This is a genomic window from Okeania sp. SIO3I5 (assembly GCF_010672085.1).
Lineage (GTDB): Bacteria > Cyanobacteriota > Cyanobacteriia > Cyanobacteriales > Microcoleaceae > Trichodesmium.
The window spans coordinates 1-21,750 of the sequence record NZ_JAAHHT010000023.1 but is presented as its reverse complement, the minus strand read 5'-3'; the positions used below and the strand labels follow the sequence as shown (position 1 = coordinate 21,750).

The window sequence follows — 21,750 nt, the reverse complement described above, 5'->3', positions numbered from 1 at the left end:
TATGTAGTTTCCTTTGAATTGGACGATGACACCAGAGCAGAAAGAGATGTGGCAGAGATTTTTATTCATCCTGAGTGGACAGCCGATGAAGACTTGAATAACGATATTGCCATTATTAAACTCTTTAATAAAGCGCCTGATGTTGAAAGCTACGAAATATATCGTGATACTGATGAAGTTGAGCAAACTTTTACCCGTGTAGGTTATGGTTTACCTGGAACTGGTATAACTGGTGAGATTGAAGAGCCAGTGGAAGACCCCGCTGTTAAGCGTTTTGGACAAAATGTTTATGATGCATTAGGTGATATTTTTAGAGAGCTTCCCGAAAATAAGACAAACATTTTAGAAGGTACACAGCTTGCTTTTGACTTTGATAGTGGGGAACCAGAGAACGATGCTTTTGGTCAAGAATATGGGTTGGAACAATTGGGAGTAAACCGAGAAGTCAATTCTAGTCCGGGAGACTCAGGAGGTCCGGCATTTATTGATGGCAAAATAGCTGGCATCACATCCTATGGTGTTTCCCCGGAAACAGAAGGCATAGATGTGGATGATATCGACAGTAATTCCAGTTTCGGAGAATACAGTTTTGATACAAGGGTTTCAGCTTATACTAGCTTCGTTGACGACATTCTTGGCTATTCAGTACAAACCGGAACTACCGGGAATGATACTTTGAATGGTACTGCTGGCAATGATACTCTGAATGGAGTTGCTGGGAAAGACAAACTTTCTGGAGCTGCTGGTAGAGATGTATTAACAGGTGGTGGTGGCAATGATACCTTGTTAGGGGGAGGAGGTAACGATGACCTCATAGGAAACAACGGTAGCGATCGCCTTAACGGTAATGCTGGAAATGATAAACTCACCGGAGGTAATGGTAATGATAACCTTAACGGTGGTGGCGGTAACGATCGCCTTAAGGGTAATGCTGGCAACGATAAACTCACCGGAGGTAATGGTAATGATAACCTTAACGGTGGTGCTGGAAGAGATACACTCACCGGAGGTAATGGTAATGATAACCTTAACGGTGGTGCTGGAAGAGATACACTCACCGGAGGTAATGGTATTGATAACCTTAACGGTGGTGCTGGCAATGATATACTTTCCGGAGGTATCGGCAGTGATCGAATTGATGGAAATGCTGGAAACGATACACTGACTGGAGGTAGAGGTATTGACCGTTTTATTTTTAATACTAATAAGCGATTTCAGTCACAGGATATTGGTCGTGACGAAATTACAGATTTTTCCCCAAGACAGGGAGACATTATTATCCTAGGTCTGAGAACTTTCACTAGGATTGATATCGACTTTGAAAGTGAGTTAACCCCTACCGAGCAATTTCCCGAGCAATTTGCTACAGTTGCGAATAACCAACAAGCTGCAACCTCGGATGCGTTTATTGTGTACAACACTAACAATGGTGCTTTGTTCTATAATCCCAATGGTAGTAGAGGAGGTTTCGGCAGTGGTGGTCAGTTTGCAACTTTGACAAATACTCCATCTTTAGAAGCAGAAGATTTCTTCCTGACATATTGGTAGGGAGTCATTGCAGTTATCAGTTATATCATGTCCGGTAGCATCGGTATTGTATAGCAAAGGTAGGGAACAGGGAACAGGGAACAGGGAACAGGGAACAGGGAACAGGGAACAGGGAACAGGGAACAGGGAGGAGGGAACACTTAACTGGCAGGAATACTTAAGAGCTAGAAAAAAACTTAAATTTCCGGTAAAATTCACCCTTGAGTTTACACCAACGATACCAGCGGACATGATATTATCAGTTATCAGAAAAAATAATTGCTACTTTCTATGACTAAAAAAGCGATCGCTACTTTTTCCACTCATCTAACAACTATGGAGCAATAGTTTATATCAAATCCGTTAGCATCGATGTTATTAAATCTTAAAGATAAGAATCTATATTGTAGGGGCGAATGGCCATTCGCCCCTACCCATTGTATGACTGTTAACAGTTAACAGCTAACTGCTAACTGCAAAAGCTGATAACTGATAACTGAAAAACTCCCCACCCTTCCTACACTCTATTTTATCCAACTACAAAATTAACCAATTTTCCAGGAACTACAATCACCTTCTTAATTTCCTTACCTGCCAAATTACGCTGCGCTACATCGGACTCCCGTGCCAATTTTTCCAAAGTTTCCTTATCTGCTTTTGCTGGCACCTGAATAGTTCCCCTAGTCTTACCTTTGATCTGAATTACCAATGTAATCTCATCCACCACTAATGCTTCCGGATCAAATTTCGGCCAACCATGAGTATGCACCGAACCAACATTACCAGTAACTTGCCACAACTCCTCAGCAAGATGTGGTGCAAACGGTGCCAATAACAATAGCAAAGTTTCTAAACCTTCGGCATAAATAGCTGAATCTTTACAAGTAGCATCACTAAGAGCATTACTCAACTTCATCATTTCAGAAACAGCAGTATTAAACTGATAATCTCCATCTAAATCTTCGCTGACTTCCTTAATAGCAGTATGCACCGCACGTCGCACATCTTTCTCTGCTTTAGTTAATTCCCCTCGAAACCTACTTTCTATCCAACTCAAACCTTTCTGCAAATCATCCTTAGTTTCTTGTTGAGTTTCGGGATGACTCAACTTAGCTTCTATTGCCACCTTGACATCAGCAGCAACATAAACTTTCACCACATTTCTAAGTTTAAAAGCAGAAAGATTTTTGGTTATTTCAGTAATCAAATACCGAGACCAACCTAAATCTTTCAAGTCTGCTTGAGTAATACCATTGGTTTTTGCTTTCAATTCACTAAAACTATTATTTGCAGCAAATTCCGTTACTAAAGACCAGACTCGGTTCAGGAAACGAAACTGCCCTTGCACATCAGCATCATCCCACTCTAAATCTTTTTCGGGTGGTGCTTTAAACAAAATAAACATCCGCGCCGTATCCGCACCATATTTTGCCATTACCTCCAAAGGATCGACACCGTTATATTTAGATTTAGACATTTTCTCGAAAAAGACTTCCAATTTATCCCCAGTTTTCGGATCTTTCGGTTCTTCCGGATTAACATCTGCCAAAGGAATATATTTACCAGTTACCGGATTTTTGTAAGTAATACCTTGCACCATTCCCTGAGTTAACAAGCGCTCGAAAGGTTCATCAAAATTGCACAAACCTCTGTCGCGCAAAACCTTGGTAAAAAACCGGGAATACAACAAATGCAAAATCGCGTGTTCGATACCACCGACATATTGATCTACGGGCAACCAGTCATTTACTATTTCCGAGTCAAACACTTGCTCCTCATTTGTTGCATCCGGATAACGCAAATAATACCAAGACGAATCAATAAAAGTATCCATTGTATCAGTCTCGCGTTTTGCGGGAGTACCACAACTCGGGCAATCAACATTCACCCAATCATCCAATTTTGCCAACGGTGAAGGACCGCGACCAGAAAATTCCACATCTTCCGGCAACTTCACAGGCAAATCTTCATCTGGCACAGGTACAGCACCACATTTCGGACAGTGAATAATAGGTATTGGTGCGCCCCAGTAACGTTGTCTAGAAATTAACCAATCTCGCAAACGATATTGTATGCGGCCTTCTCCATAACCTTCGTCTTCAGCAAGTTCGATAATTGCTTTTTTGGCAGAGGTAGATTTTTGACCATTAAACGAACCGGAGTTAACCATCACCCCAACATCAGTATAAGCTTCTGTAAAGTTATAGTCACTATTATCGCAGTCATCGGGCATAATTACATTTGTGATGGGTAGATCGTATTGTTTGGCAAACTGGAAATCCCGGACGTCGTGAGCGGGTACTCCCATAACCGCACCTGTTCCATATTCATAGAGTACATAGTCGGCGATCCAAATGGGAACTTCCTTATTATTGAATGGGTTAATAGCTTTGCCACCAGTAGGAACGCCACGTTTTGGTTTATCTTCGGCGGTACGTTCTAATTCACTTTCGGCAGCGACTTCTTTGATAAAATTTTCGACAGTAGCTTGTTGTTCGGGGGTTGTGACTTTTGCTGTCAAAGGATGTTCGGGTGCTAAGACAACGTAACTGACGCCGTAAACAGTATCAGGTCTCGTGGTGAAGACTCCAATTTTTTCATCCATCCCCACGATGGGAAATTCTAGATAAGCTCCCACAGATTTTCCTATCCAGTTCGCCTGCATCAGTTTAACTCGTTCCGGCCAACCGGGCAATTTATCCAAGTCGTTGAGCAGTTGTTCGGCGTAGTCGGTAATTTTGAAGAACCACTGACGCAACAATTTACGTTCCACTTTTGCCCCGGAACGCCAGGAACGACCTTCACTATCTACCTGTTCGTTGGCCAATACGGTTTGGTCGATGGGGTCCCAGTTAACGGCGGATTCTTTTTGATAGGCCAAACCAGCTTGGAAAAATTGCAGGAATATCCATTGAGTCCAACGGTAGTATTCGGGGGTGCAGGTAGCGACCTCTTTTTCCCAGTCGATGGAAAAACCCAAACGTCTGAGTTGTTCTTTCATTTGGGCAATATTTTGCAGAGTCCATTTGGCGGGTGGGATGCCCCTGTCAATAGCTGCGTTTTCTGCGGGGAGTCCAAAGGCGTCCCAACCCATGGGGTGCAGGACACGATAACCTTGCATCCTTTTGAGTCGGGCAATAACGTCGGTAATGGTGTAGTTACGAACATGACCCATGTGTAAGTTACCGGATGGATAGGGGAACATGGATAGAGCGTAGAATTTAGGTTGGTTGTTGTTTGTGGGGGTTTGATATTGGTTTTGTTCAGCCCAGGTTTTTTGCCACTTTTGTTCAATGGATACAGGGTTATATTTGGAGTCCACTGTTTTTTTCTCCGTAATTGTGTTGAGTAATGTTGTTTGCTTGATTATTTTGACATATTTTCTTGACTTTAAGGATAATATTATTGGCAGCTTCAGCAGTTAGGAAAAGTTGTATTGATTAATTGATAATGGATAATTACCTCTGGTTAAAACTGTACTTAATTTAATTGATAATGGATAATTAGAGCATTAGAGAATTCTCTAAGAAAATTAGAGATTTAAACAACTGTTTCATTATCAATTATCCATTATCCATTACAAAATAGAGGCTTTAAACCTTTGGGGATTAATTATCAATTATCCATTGGTAAGTTTTTTAATGTTTTTTCCTATTTTAGACTTTTGGATCTGGATATATTGAATTATTTTCAGGTGTTTCAGGTCAAACAATGTTAATTTTATAATTTTTTCTGAAGGAGTTAAATATTATGACAGTTATAGTTAATATCTGGTTAGGAGAACTTCCTCAGTTTACTGTATGGAATGCTATTTACGGATTGAATGTTGGTCATGGTTCTATGTTAGTTATTAATGATGAAAATCCAGAAGATACAGTTTATATAAGTCATCGTCCTCAAACAACAGATTCTGAAAACTCTAAGGCAAAGTTTCACAACAAAGATACTTCAAAGCAGTATGCTCTAGGAGATAGTTTTACTCCAAAAGCAGAATGGATTTCTTTCAATGAAGATTGTGAACGTAGAGGTCGTAAGCCAGGTAATCAGATTTATATTTTAGGTTTAAACGAATCTCGAATCAGAAAAGTTTACCAAAAGTATTTAAACAATTACTTGCCAAAACCTGCAAGCCAATATCATCTTATAAAAAATAATTGTTGTGCGGTTGTGGTACTTTTTATTCGCATCGGATTATCATGTCTTTCCTATACCTTTTGTGATTTTTGTTCTGCTGAAACAAATCAACCAAATAGTAAACATAGTTCTAATATTTTTGACATCAAACCTTTTTCCCAACGAATCATGGTTAATCTTATTAATTTATCAAATGACAATAAATTTTGGTCTCCTTTATCCCTTGAACATTTTGTTACAAAAGTGAAAGAAATAACTAATAAAAAATGTCAAACAAAATTGTAGTTTATTAATTTACATATTTCATTGCAAAACTTAAAGCTAGTTTTATTTTAAAAATTCTCATTTTCACTATTGTTTTGGAAATTATCCAACTATTCAATATTTTCTACATGAGGTAAATATTATGACAGTTATAGTTAATATTTGGTTAGGTGAACTTCCTCAGTTTACTGTGTGGAATGCTATTTACGGATTAAATGTTGGTCATGGTTCTATGTTAGTTATTAATGATGAAAATCCAGAAGATACAATTTATATAAGTCATCGTCCTCACACAACAGATTCTGAAAAATCTAGGGCAAATTTTAACAACAAAGATACTTCAAAGCGGTATGCTCTAGGAGATAGTTTTACTCCAAAAGCAGAATGGATTTCTTTCAACGAAGATTGTGAGAAAAGAGGTCGTAAATCTGATAGCAAGATTAAAATTTTAGGCTTAAATGAAGATCGAATTAGGGAGTTTTATAAACAGTATTTAAACAATAGACATCTCCGATAATCAAAAATCAAATCAATTCTTATGGATAAATTATCAATTACTCCCCCCTGCTCCCTGTTCCCTGTTCCCTGTTCCCTGTTCCCTCTTTTTCGGAGATGTCTAATGATTTATCAGAATCTGAAAGTCAATATCATGTCAGAAAAAACAATTGTTGTGCTGTTGTGGTATATTTTATTCGCAAAGGATTAGGATGTACTCAAGAAAGCTGCAATTTTTGCTCAACTGAAACGAACCAACCTGACTACAAAAAACAGAAGTTTTTGGCTTTACTTCTACAATCGGTAGGTAAGCTAGCGAATTTTTTAGACTTTTCTGCTTATGTCTTTTTTCTTATAGTTTTCCTTTTGAAAGAAAGTAATCTTGAAAATCATATTATAAGACTTTCTCGAAATAAATTTTGGTCTCCAAAAACCCTTGAACATTTTGCTACAAATGTGAAAATAGAAACAGAGCAAAATCCTTCAAATTTATGCTTGTATTTTGCTAGGGTAAAATAGTATTTTTGCAAAATATTCTTTACAAGAGGTAAATGTTATGACAGTAATAGTTAATATTTGGCGAGGTAAACTTCCTCAGTTTACTGTGTGGAATGCTATTTATGGTAAAGATGTTGGTCATGCTTCGATGTTAGTTATTAACGATGAAAATCCAGAAGATACAATTTATATAAGTCATCGTCCTCAAACAACAGATTCTGGAAACTCTAAGGCAAAGTTTAACAACAAAGATACTTCAAAGCAGTATGCTCTAGGAGATAGTTTTACTCCAAAAGCAGAATGGATTTCTTTCAAGGAAGATTGTGATAAAAGAGGACGTAAACCTGATAGACAGATTAAAATTTTAGGCTTAAATGAAGATCGAATTAGGGAGTTTTATAAACGGTATTTCAACAATGATTTGCCAGAATATGAAAGTCAATATCATGTCAGAAAAAACAATTGTTGTGCTGTTGTGGCATATTTTATTCGGAAGGGATTAAAGTGTCCAGAGCAGGAGTGTTGCTATTTTTGTTCTGCTGAAGAGAATAAAGCGCCGCGTGCAGGCCTTGCTGTACGTGATGATCGCACTGCTGGTCGCAGTGATGATCAAGGTCATGGGCGTGTTGCTGATCGCGGCGATGCTGGTGATCCCGACCAGCAGCGCGCGCCTGTTCAGCCAGGGNAAGTCCTTTGATAATACTGTTGACCTTTGAATTCCTCAGACTCTAATTAGGGTTTTCTTATTAATTCTAAAAGCATTGCCCAATAAAGACTTTAGCATTTTTGCTCTCAAAAAAAGTGCAAATTTTTAGGTTGCTCAAGTTCAAAAAGTGGTAGTCCTGTAGATGTAGTGATTTATTGTAGAGAAAGGGAACAGGGAACAGGGAACAGGGAACAGGGAACAGGGAACAGGGAACAGGGAACAGGGAACAGGGAACAGGGAACAGGGAACAGTAAAGTACCTTCAATTCTTAGTTTCAAAGAAATCATATTTCCTTGAAAATTTGACTTTTTTTAGAATATCACTACTGGTACACCACTACCCAAAAAGTTAGCATTTTCAGCAAACAAGGGTGGAAAAATCAAGGGGCAATTCTTTCTGCCACCTCCCGTATAGTTCCCATTTATCCTGACTCCTGACTCCTGACTCCTCCCTCGTTATTACCTATTATAAATTTGAGTAATTTTGAGTAAGCGATCGCTCAATTCTTGACTCAAAAGTTCTGAAGTAGTATAGCGCCATCGCCACTGTCCGGGATTAATACTAGGGTCATTCATTCTAGCGCGGTTATCCAAAGAAAGAATATCTTGCAGAGGGAATATTGCCATATCAGCAACGGAAGCAGACGCCAAACGTATGAGAGACCAATTGATTTCTTGGATATCGCTGTCAGAGGTATAACCTAGATATTGAGCAACGTGCTGTTTTTCCTCCTCGGTAGCTCTAAACCACCAACCTAGAGTAGTATCATTATCGTGGGTACCCGTGTAAACTATACAGTTTTGGATGTAACAGTGAGGTAAATAAGCATTATTTGTGTCTTCACCAAAAGCAAATAATAATATTCGCATTCCCGGAAATTCAAAGCGATCGCGCATTTCTTCGACTTCAGCAGTAATAATTCCTAAATCTTCTGCCAAGATAGGTAGACTTCCCAGAGTTTCCCGTAATCTTTCAAAAAATTTATAACCAGGCGCTTTTATCCATTCCCCATTAATAGCATTCTCTTCCCCTGCTGGCACTCGCCAGAAAGCTTCAAAACCCCGAAAATGGTCAATGCGCACAATGTCTACATATTCTAAGGTTGCCTTAAATCTATCGATCCACCAAGCAAACTTTGTATTTATCAAGTTTTCCCAATTATAGACAGGATTTCCCCATAACTGCCCAGTCGCGCTAAAATAGTCTGGTGGTACTCCTGCTTTCCATGCAGTTTCTAAGGTGTCTGGGTTAAGTTCAAAATTTTCTGGGTGACTCCAAACTTCTGCACTATGATGGCAGACATAAATGGAAACATCACCAATTATTTTGATATTTTTCTCTTTGCAGTATTGGCGCAGTTTTTTCCATTGTTCAAAAAACTGAAATTGCAAAAACTTATGATATTGAACACTATCATGCAAAATTTCAGATGCTATTTTTAAAGCATTGGGTTCTCGACGAGCTAAACCTGTTTCCCATTGATTCCATGTTTTATCTGGGTTAGCTTCATGCAATGCCATAAATAAAGCATAGTCATCTAACCAGTAAGATTGTTGTTGACAAAAAGTTTCGTATTCTGAAGGAATAGCTTGTTTGAAGCGATCGTAAGCTTGTTGAAAATATTTAGTTTTGTGAGGAATGACTTGTGCAAAATTTACTCTACCATAACCAGGTTCACCTTCTGAGACCAGAGGTATAAGTTCATCAGGATTTAATAATCCTTTTTCTGCCAATATATCTAGACTAATTAATAGAGGATTTCCTGCAAAGGCGCTAAAGTTCATTGTGTAGGGCGAATGTTCATAACCTGTGGGACCTAGGGGTAATATTTGCCAGATTTTTTGCCCACTTCTTACTAGAAAATCAATAAACTCATAAGCTGATTTACCTAAATCCCCGATACCGAATCTACTAGGTAAACTGGTGGGGTGGAGTATGATTCCACTTGCCCGTTCAAAAGTCATAGTATTTTTTATCTGTGAATAATGATTAAATTTTAGCAGATAAGTAGGGTTTGCTGAAAAAGTTTTATGGGTGAGGGTAGGAGTCAGGAGACTCGAGACTCGAGACTGGAGAAGTAAGGAATTTAGAGGAGACAGAAGGAAGGATTTAATTCGTGATTTTTCTGCCAATAGTCAACCCTTTTATCCTAACATGCATGAGCTTTAAAAAGCAAAAACTTGTACTTTTTCAAGACCTAAAACGGCTAAAACCATGATTAAAGTCAATGCTTTAAGATTTAATCAGCAAACCCTAAGTAGATATACGAAAAAATCAAAGTATAGCGCTAGGCAATAGGGAATAGGGAATAGCGGTCGTTAGCGGAGTTTCCCGTAGGGAGGGATGGCGTTTAGCGTTAATGAAGTTTTGCGGAACGCTAAACGCCATATCCAATCGACCAAGAGAGGGAATAGTAAACTGTCAAAGGGTTTTTCGTATAGGGAAATGCTCCGCAAACAGGATTTATAAATGTCCGCGTCCAATATTCGACTGCTATATGTAACGAAAAGTAAAAATCTCAAAAATCTCTTCCCTCCTGCTTTCTGCTTTATTTATGAGTTTGGGTAAGTTTCATAAAATTAAGACCTCTCCCCAAATTCCTCTCCTGATCCTTTGAGAGGGGAGAAACCCCCTGACCCTTTCATATAGAATTTGGTTATCATAGTATGTGCTTATAATTTTCTACTTTAAATAGACAATAGATATCTCCAAAAAAAAGGTCGGAGGGACGTTGCATATAACATCTCTACGGAGCAGGTTGGAAGGGGAAACTATGTATCTAGTACGATAATTGATTGATTTTTTATCATTAGACACAGGCGTGAAAATTCAAACAGGAAATCAATTCTTATCCATAAATTATCAATTACTTCCCCTCCTGGGAGGGGTTAGGGGTGGGTTAAGTGTTCCCTGTTCCCTCTTTTATTCAATCTCCCCACTTCTCCTAACTATATAATGTAAGTATTCAACCGGATTTAATATTAAAGGGGACAAAGGAAGAGGATTAGAGTGTTAAGTTTTTTAACAAAAATTTTAGTCTAGATCTGCTAGTAGGGTGTTTTAGTAATTAATAATTAATAATTAACAATTAATAATTACGTCTTCTTATAAAAAAGAGGATTGGGTTAAAAGGAATTTTTTTCTTTTTCAAGGGGAGATTGGATCTGAGGTTTCACTGCGAAACGACCGCTTTTTCTCCATGAATGGAGAGACTTTATACCTTAATTTTTCGGTAAGAAAAAATTTAGTATGTTACAGACTATAAATTTAGAGATAAGAATTAAAGAGTAAGAGGTTGCAATAACCAAAACAATCATTTATACAAACCCTTTTTTTCTCTAAGAATAGTTAGTAAAACAATAACTAATTTGTTTTACTATAGTATAATGTAGTAACTATTTGACCTGAGAAATTTTTGTTATGTACTCAGAATTAATCTAAATAGAATAGATTACCTCTAATTAAATTCACCTATGCAGAAAATTCTTAATTATCAACTCCTGGAACAAATATATGCTAGCGATCGCACCGTTGTTTATCGCGCCTATGAAACATCATCTCCAAAACCAGTTATTCTCAAGTTACCAAACCATCCCTATCCTAATTTCAAGCATTTAACTCAATATCGCAACGCTTATACTCTAGTGAAAAACTTGAACTTTCCTGGAGTCGTAAAAATGCGAGCACTGGAAAAATTTGAGCAACGTTTAATGTTAGTAATGGAAGATTTTGGTGGTATTTCTCTTTGCCAATATCTAAAGAACCAAAATACCTCTGATTTAAACATTATTTCTCTAGACATCAGTCAATTTTTTCACATTGCTCTACAAATAATTAACCCTCTAGAAGAATTACATAATCATCAAATAATTCATAAAGACATTAAACCCCAAAATATTGTCATTAATCCCCAGGCAAAACAAATCCAAATTATAGATTTTAGTAGCACAACTAAACTACCTAAAGAAACTCTAGAAATCCGAAATCCTAATACTTTGGAAGGGACTCTGGCTTACATATCACCAGAACAAACAGGAAGAATGAATAGAGGTATTGATTATCGGAGTGATTTATACTCATTAGGAGTCACATTTTATCAACTATTAACAGGGCAACTTCCTTTTACTTCAGAAGACCCAATGGAGTTAGTTCATTGTCATATTGCTCGAAGTCCTCAACCCATAATTGACATTAATCCAAACATACCAGAAACTGTTAGTTCCATAGTCTTCAAATTGATGGCAAAAATGCCAGAACAGCGCTATCAAACAGTAGCAGGATTACGGTATGACCTAGAAAAATGTCAGTACGAATTGGAGAATAATCGGCAAATAAAACTATTTAATTTAGGCACAAAAGACCGTAGTAACAATTTAATTGTCTCGGAAAAACTCTATGGAAGAGAGCAAGAAGTAGAGAAATTACTCACAGCGTTTGACCGAATTTCTGACCGAGAAAAATCTCAAAGTGAATTGATGTTGGTGGCAGGATTTTCTGGTATTGGTAAATCAGCATTAGTGAATGAAGTTCATAAACCAATAGTTGAAAAAAGAGGTTATTTTATTGCCGGAAAATTCGATCAATTTCAACGAAATCTTCCTTTTTCAGCTTGGTTGAATGCTTTTGCGGAATTGATCGAACAAATCCTTAGTGAACCTGAAGAAAAGTTACAAAAATTCGCCAGAAAATTACAGGAAATATTAGGAGAAGAAGTACAAGTCATCATTGATGTTATACCAGAACTAGAATTATTAATAGGTAAACAACCTCCTGCCACAGAATTATCTCCCAGTGCAGCGGAAAATCGCTTCAATTTATTATTCTTAGAATTTATATCTGTATTTGCTCAATCAGATCATCCATTAGTTATATTTTTAGATGATTTACAATGGGCAGATTTAGCATCACTAAAGTTAATAAAATTAGTGATGGAAAAAACAGAAATTAACTATTTATTATTGATGGGAGCTTACAGAGATAATGAAGTAAATCCCGGGCATCCTTTCATATTAACTCTAGAAGAAATCAAAACAACTGGAGCAATTGTTAATCAAATAATTCTGTCACCTTTAAGTAAGTCAGCACTGAATAATTTAGTTGCTGAGACTATCCATTATTCTTTAGAGGAATCATTGCCACTTACAGAACAAGTTTATCTAAAAACAGGAGGAAATCCATTTTTTGCAACTCAATTTATCAAATATTTGCACAAAGAAGGATTAATTTATAATAATTATCACCAGTGTAAATGGGTATTCAATTTAGCAAAAATTAAAATATTGGCAGCCACAGGAGATGTGGTGGAATTGATGGCAACCCAAATCAAAAAACTCCCCGAATCAACTCAAGAATTATTGAAGTTAGCAGCTTGTATTAGTAACCAGTTTGACTTAAAAACTTTATCGATAGTATGTGAGAAGTCTATGGGTGAAACGGCATTATCTTTGTGGAAAGCTTTGTCAGAAGAATTGATTTTACCAATAGATGAAAGCTACAAATTTTATCAAGGAGAAAAAGATGATAATTGGGTAGAGACTCCAGATTTACAAACACCAATATATAATTTTCTCCACGACCGAGTTCAACAGGCAGCTTATAGTTTAATTCCCCAAAAAAATAAGCAAAAAACTCATCTAAAAATCGGTAGATTATTGTTGAAAAATACACCAGAAGAAAAACTAGAAGAAAAAATATTTGCGATTGTCAACCAACTTAATTATGGTGTGGAATTAATTACAGAAATCAAGGCGCGGGAAAAGTTAGCAAGTTTAAATTTAAAGGCAGGAATAAAAGCAAAAATATCTACAGCTTATGAAGCAGCGATCGCTTATTGTCAGACAGGGATAAGTCTACTAGCAGAAAACAGTTGGGAAACGCAATATGAACTGACATTACAACTCCATGAAGAAAAGGCAGAAGCTGCCTACTTGAATGGTGAGTTTGAAGAAATGGATAAGTTAATCAATATAGTCTTAGAAAAAGCTGCTCGACTTTTGGATAAAATCAAAGTTTATGATATCCAAATACAAGCTTGTATTGCTCAGAGTAAGCTACCAGAAGCTTTAAATATTGCTTTATCTGTTTTATCCTTATTTGGCATTAATTTTCCAGCAAATCCCAGTCAATCAGATAATCAAGAGGTTTTACAAAAAACTAAATCTAAATTGAGGAAAAAAAAGATATCTGAACTGATAAATTTGCCATTGTTGCAAGACAAAAAAAAATTAGCATTGATGCAGATTTTATCATCACTTTTTACCATTTCATTTATTGGTAAACCCGAGTTGTTAATACTGGCTTGCTGTGCACCAATAAATCTCTCTTTAAGCTCAGGAATTTGTTCATTATTTGCATATTCTTGCGTCAATTATGGTTTTCTTTTATGTATCGTAGAACAAGATATAGAAACTGGATATGAGTTTGGCAAACTTGCCTGCGAAATACTAGAAAAATTTAACAGTAAAGAGCTAAAAGCTAAAGTATTACAAATATTTTGCTTTGGGGTTAAACATTGGAAAAGACCTATTCACGAAATTGTGCCTCAATTCTTAGAAATTTATAAAATAGGTTTAGAAACAGGAGATTTAGAATACACGGGTTATGCAAGTATTCAATATTGTGGTTATGGTTACTTATCAGGTATACCCCTAGATAAATTAGAGCCAGAAATAACTAATCATAGTAATTCTCTAAGACAAATTAAACAAGGCGGGAATTACTATTACAATCAAATTTGTCATCAAGCTGTGCTTAATTTAATAAGACATACAGAAAACCCTGAATTATTATTAGGTACTGCTTTTGATGAGCAAAAAATTATTCCTTTTTATGAAAGTACCAATGATGGATATGGCTTATTTCTAATTTATTTTCATAAGTTAATTCTGTCTTATTTATTGGGAAATTTTCAGCAATCAAAAAATTATGCCGTGCTGGCAGGAAAGTATGCTAATGGTGTTGCTGGATTATTTTATTTTCCAGCATACTACTTTTATAGCTCCCTAAGTCAATTAGCTTTGTACCCTACTGCAGCAGTTGCAGAACAAGAAAAAATACTAGAGCAAGTGAGTGCCAACATAGAAAAAATGAAATTCTGGGCACAACACGCACCCGCAAACCACTCCCATAAATATTATTTGATGAAAGCAGAATATCATCAAATTCAAAATGAAAAACTTGAAGCGATCGAAGCTTATGAACAAGCGATCGCCTTCGCCACAAAACACAAATTTATCCAAGACACTGCCATAGCAAATGAACTAGCAGCTAAATTCTATCTACAGTGGGGTAAAACCAAAATTGCCCAAACCTATATGTTAGAAGCTTACTTTGGATATACTAACTGGGGAGCAGTAGTCAAAGTTAAAGACTTAGAAAAATTCTATTCAGAACTACTCGCCCCAGTGTTGCTGAGTTCTTCTGAAAACAACGACGTGTTAAACAAGGGTATTAACTCCACTAAAACTACTACCACAAACAGGGAAAATATCCTCGATCTACAAACTCTACTTAAAGTTTCTCAAACTCTGTCTGGAGAAGTAAAGTTAGAAAATTTGCTCTTAACATTAATTAAGTTGATGATGGAAAATGCGGGGGCACAAAAATGCGCTCTGATCTTAGTCAAAGATCAAGAGTTAATCCTTGAAGCAATGACTCATGTTGTAGATACAGCGCTTCCTATGGGTAATAAGCAATGTCTCCAAAATTTTGAGCGAACTGTCATACCTGTTTCAGCAAGTCAAGATTTACCACAGACATTAATTAACTATGTGTGGCGCACTCAAAAATTCCAAGTATTAGACGATGCTACTACACAAACAACATGGGTAAATGATCCGTATTTGAAACGAAAGCAACCTCGATCTATATTATGTACTCCTATTATCAAGCAGAGTAAACTTATAGGTATTATCTACTTAGAAAATAATTTAACAACAGGTGCATTCACTCCGGAAAGATTACATTTATTACAAATGATTACCACCCAAGCAGCAATTTCTCTGGAAAATGCTTTGCTTTACGATACTTTAGAACAAAAAGTCGAGGAACGTACCCGACAATTAAACGAAAAAAATCAAACCTTAGCTCACACCCTCAAAGAATTAAAACGGACTCAAACTCAACTAATTCAAACCGAAAAAATGTCATCTTTGGGGCAGTTAGTAGCAGGTGTAGCTCACGAAATAAATAACCCAGTCAACTTTATTTATGGCAATATTGATTATACGCAGGAATATACTCATAATTTATTAGATATCATTGAAGTTTATCAGAAAAACTATCCCGAACCTGTGGATAAAGTAACAGATATTATTGAAGATGTGGAGTTAGATTTTTTAATAGAAGATTTGCCAAATATACTAAATTCAATGAAAGCAGGAGCTGATCGAATTAGAAAAATTGTTAAAGCTCTAGAGGATTTTTCCCGTCTTAATCACTCACAAGTTAAGAATGTAGATGTACATGAAGGAATTAATTCTACTTTAATGATTCTAGAAAGTACCTTGAAAGGGAAACCCCATGAATTAGAAATTCAAGTTGTGAAAAATTATGCTCAATTACCCAAAGTCAAATGTTCTCCTGGAGAACTAAATCAGGTATTTATGAATATTATTACTAATGCTATTGATGTACTACAACCAATGAGAAACAAAAACAGCTATTTCTCTCCTCAAATTACTATTACTACAGAAATACAAGCAGCAAAATTTCTGATAATTCGGATTGCTGATAATGGTACGGGTATGACTGAGACAGTCAAAAAGCAAGTATTCGATCCTTTTTACACGACAAAACCAGTAGGTAAAGGTACAGGTTTAGGTTTAGCAATTAGTTATCAAGTTATTGTAGAGCGTCATGGGGGGCAACTAGAATGTTTTTCTTCTCCCGGAGCAGGTTCAGAATTTGTCATTTCAATTCCTCTCCTTTTTTGAGTAGGGAAGTGTGGGAAGTGTGGGGAGTGTGGGAAGTGTGGGAAGTGTGGGAAGTGTGGGAAGTGTGGGAAGCGTGGGGAGTGTGGGGGGTGTGGGAAGTGTGGGGGGTGTCGGAAGTGTNTTACTCCTTACTCCTTACTCCTTACTCCTTACTCCTTACTCCTTACTCCTTACTCCTTACTCCTTACTCCTTACTCCTTACTCCTTACTCCTTACTCCTTACTCCTTACTCCTTACTCCTTACTCCTAAATAATTAAGATTAATATCATACACTAATTCACCAAGGCTGAATTTTCCATTATTTGTTTGAGTTCTAACTTAACTTGTTCATATTCCACATACATTTTATCTAGTAGCTGTAATGCTCCTTCAGTCATTTTTGCTCGACCTAATGTTTCCAATTCTCGGCAAATTTCAGCTAAATTGTATGCTCCTATAGTACCAGCACTTCCATTTAAGGTATGAGCTTGTAATGTCATTTTTACTACATCTTTTTGCTCGATGGCAGTGGCAATAGTTGCTAATTGTTTAGAGCTTTCTTCTAAAAAAATATGGGCTATATTCTCAAAAAAAGCATCTGCATTTTCCCCAAAGAGTTCTCGTAATCTGTTTACAGCATCTTGATCAATTGCAGGTTTAGCAGATTGTAAATTAGTTTTGCTAGAAATTTTGCTGTCGAAGTCTTGATGCTTAACTTGATCAGACAGTTGCTCAGAATTTCCATTTGAATCTAAGATTTTGGGAGACTTAGCTAATTTTTCATCCAACTCTTGAGATGATATTGCCTCTACTTCTACAAAAGTTTGAACTGGTGATGCTTGCTCTATTGGCTCACACTTCAGTAATGCTTGAATTAACTCTTCAACTCGAATTGGCTTACTAATGTAGTCATCCATTCCAGCCTCTAAGCACATTTCACGATCGCCTTGCATGGCATTGGCTGTCATGGCAATAATACGAGGCCGTTTACTAGCATCCCCTTCCACAACAATCCGTTTTGTGGCTGTTAAACCATCCATTTCGGGCATCTGGACATCCATGAAAATTACATCATAAGGTTGACGGTATATAGCATCAATGACTTCTAGGCCGTTGCTTACTACGTCAGCACGATATCCCATCTTTCCTAGCAATTGTACTGCTAACTGTTGATTCACTATATTATCCTCTGCCAAGAGTATTCTCAAAGGCAAACGAGCAGCCATTTCTGGATCGAGTTCTAACTTCTGAGGAGGACGAGCTCGCTTAACTTTAATTGGCTGTCCGCCCAAAACTTTCAGCAAAGTATTATAAAGTTGAGATTGCTTAATGGGTTTACTCAGGAAAGCAGCAAATTCAGTTTCAACTTCGGTTAAATTATCTTCCAGGTATACAATCGAAGTTAACATGATTAAAGGCAAGTCTTTATACCGAGCATATGTATGAATTTCTTGTGCTAGAGTTCTACCATCCATTTCCGGCATTTGCATATCCAGAATAGCTAGATCGAATTGTTTTTTACCTTCTAGTCTCTGAAGTGCTTCCTCCCCTGAAGCAGCTATCTCAGGCTCTACTCCCCAAGATTCCATTTGCAATTTAAGAATTTCACGATTGGTAGCATTGTCGTCAACAGCCAGAACTTTCTTATCCTTGAGTAGAGATTCTGTACCGAACAAACGTTTATTAATATCCGACTCAACGACTTCAGCTTTGATGGTGAAGTAGAAGGTTGAACCTTCTCCCACCTGACTTTCAACCCACATCTTGCCGCCCATCACTTCACTCAGACGCTTCGAGATAGCTAACCCTAAACCAGTACCACCATATTGACGAGAGGTAGAAGAATCTACTTGAGTAAATGACTTGAATAATCGATCCCTCTTATCTTCAGGAATTCCGATTCCTGTATCTTTGACAGCAAAGCAAATTTCCGTATAAGTATCATCAAGAGACTTGGAAGTGATTGAGACTACTACTTCCCCTTCATGGGTAAACTTAATAGCATTTCCCAACAAATTAACTAAAATTTGTCGTAATCTCGTCACATCCCCAAGCACAGTATAAGGGGTTTGCCCATCAATCGTATAAGCCAATTCTAAGTTTTTGTCTGCTGCTTTCGGAGCCAATAGATCCAAAGCATCCTCTATACAAATATGAATTTCAAATGGCTGCTTCTCTAACTCTAGGTTCCCAGATTCAACTTTGGAAAAATCTAGAATATCGTTGATAATAGTTAGCAGTGAGTTCCCACAATTGCGAATAGTTTCGACAAAATTGTGCTGCTTTTCATCTAGATGGGTATCTAATAGCAATCCCGTCATCCCAATTACCCCATTCATTGGCGTCCGAATTTCATGGCTCATTGTGGCTAAGAATTCCCCTTTTGCTCTCATTGCCCAAAGAGCTCGATCGCGGGTTTGTTTTAATTCTTCTGCTACTTCCTGACGTTGTATTTCTCCACTAATCCACTGAGCCATTAGTTTCAACAGTTCCTGATTTACCTCTGTAAAGGGTGTCAACCGAGGACTGAGACTAGAGAAACTGAGAGTTCCATATACTTTGCCATGACAAATTACCCGGATTCCAATGTATGACTTTAATCCAAATGTGGTATGACAGGGATGATTATTCCACTCAGGGGTGTTAGCAGATTCAATACAAACTACTCCTTTGCCTTGCATGGTTTCTTGGCAGTAGACTTGTTTGAGTTCAAAAACTGCCCCTTTAATCGTAGCTTTACTTGGCAGTTGGGCTTCAACAACCTGATAGCGATCGCCTTGTATCTGGGAGAGAATCCCAATTTCCATATTAAAATGTTTACGCCCCATGGCGAGCAATCGTTGTAACCGTTGCTCAAAGCTGCTATGTTGAGCTGTAGTAATTTTGTATAGAGCTTGGATAGCTTCTTTGCTCTTCTGAAGTTCTTGAACTCTTTGAGCCATTTGAATCGCGATCGTCAAATGTCCTGCAATTTGCTCGACGAGTTCTAAGTCATTATCTTGCCAATATCGAGGGGCACGACACTGATGAACTATTAATAAACCCCACAGTTGTGTTGGGATGGCTGCAACTTTAACATTATGATGTTTGAAATTAGCATTTTGAGCTTGAGCGCAAAAAATTGGCATAACTAAATTAGCTTTTACTTCAAACTCCTCTAGCAGTTGGCGATGACATTCTGTTAAATTTGCTGTTTGAATATCATTGACACTCCAATGATCACCCTTTTGATAACGAGTTACTTCACAACTTTGGAAACAGGTATCCTGAATTTTTTGATGTAAACTTGGTGTCCATTCTTCTCCTACAGATTCAGCTACAACTTTACCACTTTTGTTAGCAGAAAATTGATAAACAATGACGCGATCGCTATCCAACAAGGAGCGAACTTCTGTCACTGTTGTTTCTAAAATTTTTGGTAAATTTAAGGAAGACCAAATTTGATTAGTAATCTTTGCCAATAGTTGCTCTCGCTTAACTTGCATATTTAGTTTGCGAGATTTTTCTCGTTGTTGTTCTAACTCATACTCTTTGACTTGTTGAATTTCTTGTTTACTTTTCTGAATTTCTTGCACTTGTTGCGCCATTTGAATCGCGACTGTAAAATGTTCTGCAATTCTATCAATTAGTTCTAGATCAGTCTCTCGCCAGCGTCGGGGAGCGTGGCACTGATGAACAATTAATAAACCCCAAAGTTGACCAGAATTAGCTGAAACTCTATCGTTTTCAAGCTTTGAGTTAATATATTGACTTTGAGTACAAATAATTGGCACAACTAGATTAGCTTTAACTTCAAACCGCTCTAGCAGTTGACGATGACATTCTGTTAAATTTGCTGTTTGAATATCATTGACACTCCAACGATGACCATTTTGATAACGAGTTACTCCACTACTTCGTAAACAGGTATCTTGAATCTCTTGATATAAAGTAGATATCCATTCTTTACCCACAGATTCTGCTACAACTATACCGCTATTGTCAGTAGAAAATTTATAGACAATAACGCGATCTGCATCCAACAGGGAGCGAACTTCTGTCACTGTTGTTTCTAGAATTGTTGGTAAATCTAAGGAGGACCGAATCTGATTAATAATCTTTGCCAGAAGTTGTTCGCGTTTAACTTGTATATTTAGTTCGTGAGATTTTTCTCGCTGTTGTTCTAACTCATAGTCTTTGACTTGTTGAATTTCTTGTTGACTTTCCTGAATTTCTTGCACTTGTTGCGCCATTTGAATCGCGACTGTAAAATGTTCAGCAATTCTGTCTATTAGTTCTAAGTCAGTCTCTTGCCAACGTCGGGGAGCGTGACACTGATGAACAATTAATAAACCCCAAAGTTGACCAGAATTAGCTGAAACTGCATCGTTTTCAAGTTTTGAGTTAATGTATTGACTTTGAGTGCAAATAATTGGCACAACTAGATTAGCTTTAACTTCAAACCGCTCTAGCAGTTGGCGATGACATTCTGTTAAATTCGCTGTTTGAATATCGTTGACACTCCAACGATGCCCATTTTGATAACGAGTTACTTCACCATTTTGGAAACAGGTATCTTGAATTTCTTGATATAAAGTAGATATCCATTCTTTACCCACAGATTCAGCTACAATTGTACCACTCTTATCAGCAGAAAATTTATATACAATGACGCGATCAGCATCTAACAAAGAGCGAACTTCTCTCACTGTTGTTTCTAGAATTGTTTGTAAATCTAAGGAAGAACGAATCTGATTAATAATCTTTGCCAGAAGTTGTTCGCGTTTAAACTCAATGTTAAGTTGACGAGTTCTTTCTTGCTGTTGTTCTAGTTCTCCATCTTGAATTCGTTTAATTGTATTAATAAATTTGTAAGCAGTTACTAATACCAGAGAAATCGCGAACGCTGCAATCAAAATAGTAATTAGTAAGGATTTATTCTGTATGAAAATAGAAAGATATGGCAAAGTCATTTCAGTTATCAGTTATCAGTTATCAGTTATCAGTTATCAGTTATCAGTTATCAGTTATCAGTTATCAGTACCTCTGCCTAAAGTCAGAGGCTTGAAATATTGAATCGAATATTTTTTTCATCCCCTTGAAAGGGAAGGCTTGAGACCTTATTTTTTGCTCAATGATAAAGTTTCCATGGTATTAATGTACATTAAACTAAGTACATAAAAAATTTACAAAAGTTAATAAGAAAAGAGTTTCAAAGAAGTTTGAATCAACAT

The 21,750-nt window shown here is 37.1% G+C and carries 9 protein-coding genes; 6 read left to right on the top strand and 3 right to left on the bottom strand.

The features are described 5' to 3' along the window. Positions 1 to 18: 18 nt before the first annotated feature. The gene (locus tag F6K40_RS07530; protein ID WP_293133607.1) at positions 19 to 1,548 is read left to right on the top strand and encodes a trypsin-like serine protease; all 1,530 of its coding nucleotides are present in this window, start codon (positions 19 to 21) and stop codon (positions 1,546 to 1,548) included. Between the two features lie 508 nt (positions 1,549 to 2,056). Here the strand turns inward: F6K40_RS07530 and leuS are convergent. Then, positions 2,057 to 4,849 carry a leucine--tRNA ligase gene (gene leuS / locus F6K40_RS07525; RefSeq protein ID WP_293133604.1) on the bottom strand — a complete coding sequence of 931 codons (2,793 nt, stop codon included), beginning with the start codon at positions 4,847 to 4,849 and terminating at the stop codon, positions 2,057 to 2,059. Between the two features lie 428 nt (positions 4,850 to 5,277). Between leuS and F6K40_RS07520 the strand changes: the two genes are divergently transcribed. From F6K40_RS07520 to F6K40_RS40690, 4 genes are all read left to right on the top strand, one after another. Next, positions 5,278 to 5,946 (top strand): hypothetical protein, encoded by a 669-nt coding sequence (locus F6K40_RS07520; RefSeq protein ID WP_293133601.1) that lies wholly within the window; start codon positions 5,278 to 5,280, stop codon positions 5,944 to 5,946. A gap of 121 nt (positions 5,947 to 6,067) precedes the next feature. Then, on the top strand, positions 6,068 to 6,442 hold the full coding sequence (locus F6K40_RS07515; protein ID WP_293133598.1) for a hypothetical protein: 375 nt from the start codon (positions 6,068 to 6,070) through the stop codon (positions 6,440 to 6,442). Positions 6,443 to 6,537: 95 nt separating this feature from the next. After that, positions 6,538 to 6,939, top strand: coding sequence for a hypothetical protein (locus tag F6K40_RS07510; protein ID WP_293133595.1), 402 nt, complete (start codon positions 6,538 to 6,540; stop codon positions 6,937 to 6,939). Between the two features lie 560 nt (positions 6,940 to 7,499). Further along, on the top strand, positions 7,500 to 7,634 hold the full coding sequence (locus F6K40_RS40690) for a metal ABC transporter permease (protein ID WP_365670569.1): 135 nt from the start codon (positions 7,500 to 7,502) through the stop codon (positions 7,632 to 7,634). A 448-nt stretch (positions 7,635 to 8,082) separates the two neighbouring features. Here the strand turns inward: F6K40_RS40690 and malQ are convergent, their stop codons facing one another. Next, complete coding sequence (malQ, locus tag F6K40_RS07505; RefSeq protein WP_293133623.1) at positions 8,083 to 9,627, bottom strand: 4-alpha-glucanotransferase; 1,545 nt, start codon at positions 9,625 to 9,627, stop codon at positions 8,083 to 8,085. Positions 9,628 to 11,097: 1,470 nt separating this feature from the next. On the opposite strand from malQ, the gene F6K40_RS07500 reads away from it, so the two are divergent. After that, complete coding sequence (locus tag F6K40_RS07500) at positions 11,098 to 16,557, top strand: ATP-binding sensor histidine kinase (protein ID WP_293133592.1); 5,460 nt, start codon at positions 11,098 to 11,100, stop codon at positions 16,555 to 16,557. Positions 16,558 to 16,830: 273 nt separating this feature from the next. Here the strand turns inward: F6K40_RS07500 and F6K40_RS07495 are convergent, their stop codons facing one another. Further along, positions 16,831 to 21,489 carry a GAF domain-containing protein gene (locus F6K40_RS07495; protein WP_293133589.1) on the bottom strand — a complete coding sequence of 1,553 codons (4,659 nt, stop codon included), beginning with the start codon at positions 21,487 to 21,489 and terminating at the stop codon, positions 16,831 to 16,833. Positions 21,490 to 21,750: the final 261 nt, after the last annotated feature.

Excerpts from the sequence above, each read along its gene's own strand:
- F6K40_RS07520 (WP_293133601.1), top strand. The coding sequence starts at position 5,278 with ATGACAGTTATAGTTAATATCTGGTTAGGAGAACTTCCTCAGTTTACT.
- F6K40_RS07515 (WP_293133598.1), top strand. The coding sequence starts at position 6,068 with ATGACAGTTATAGTTAATATTTGGTTAGGTGAACTTCCTCAGTTTACT.
- F6K40_RS07510 (WP_293133595.1), top strand. The coding sequence starts at position 6,538 with ATGTCTAATGATTTATCAGAATCTGAAAGTCAATATCATGTCAGAAAA.
- F6K40_RS07500 (WP_293133592.1), top strand. The coding sequence starts at position 11,098 with ATGCAGAAAATTCTTAATTATCAACTCCTGGAACAAATATATGCTAGC.
- F6K40_RS07495 (WP_293133589.1), bottom strand. The coding sequence starts at position 21,489 with ATGACTTTGCCATATCTTTCTATTTTCATACAGAATAAATCCTTACTA.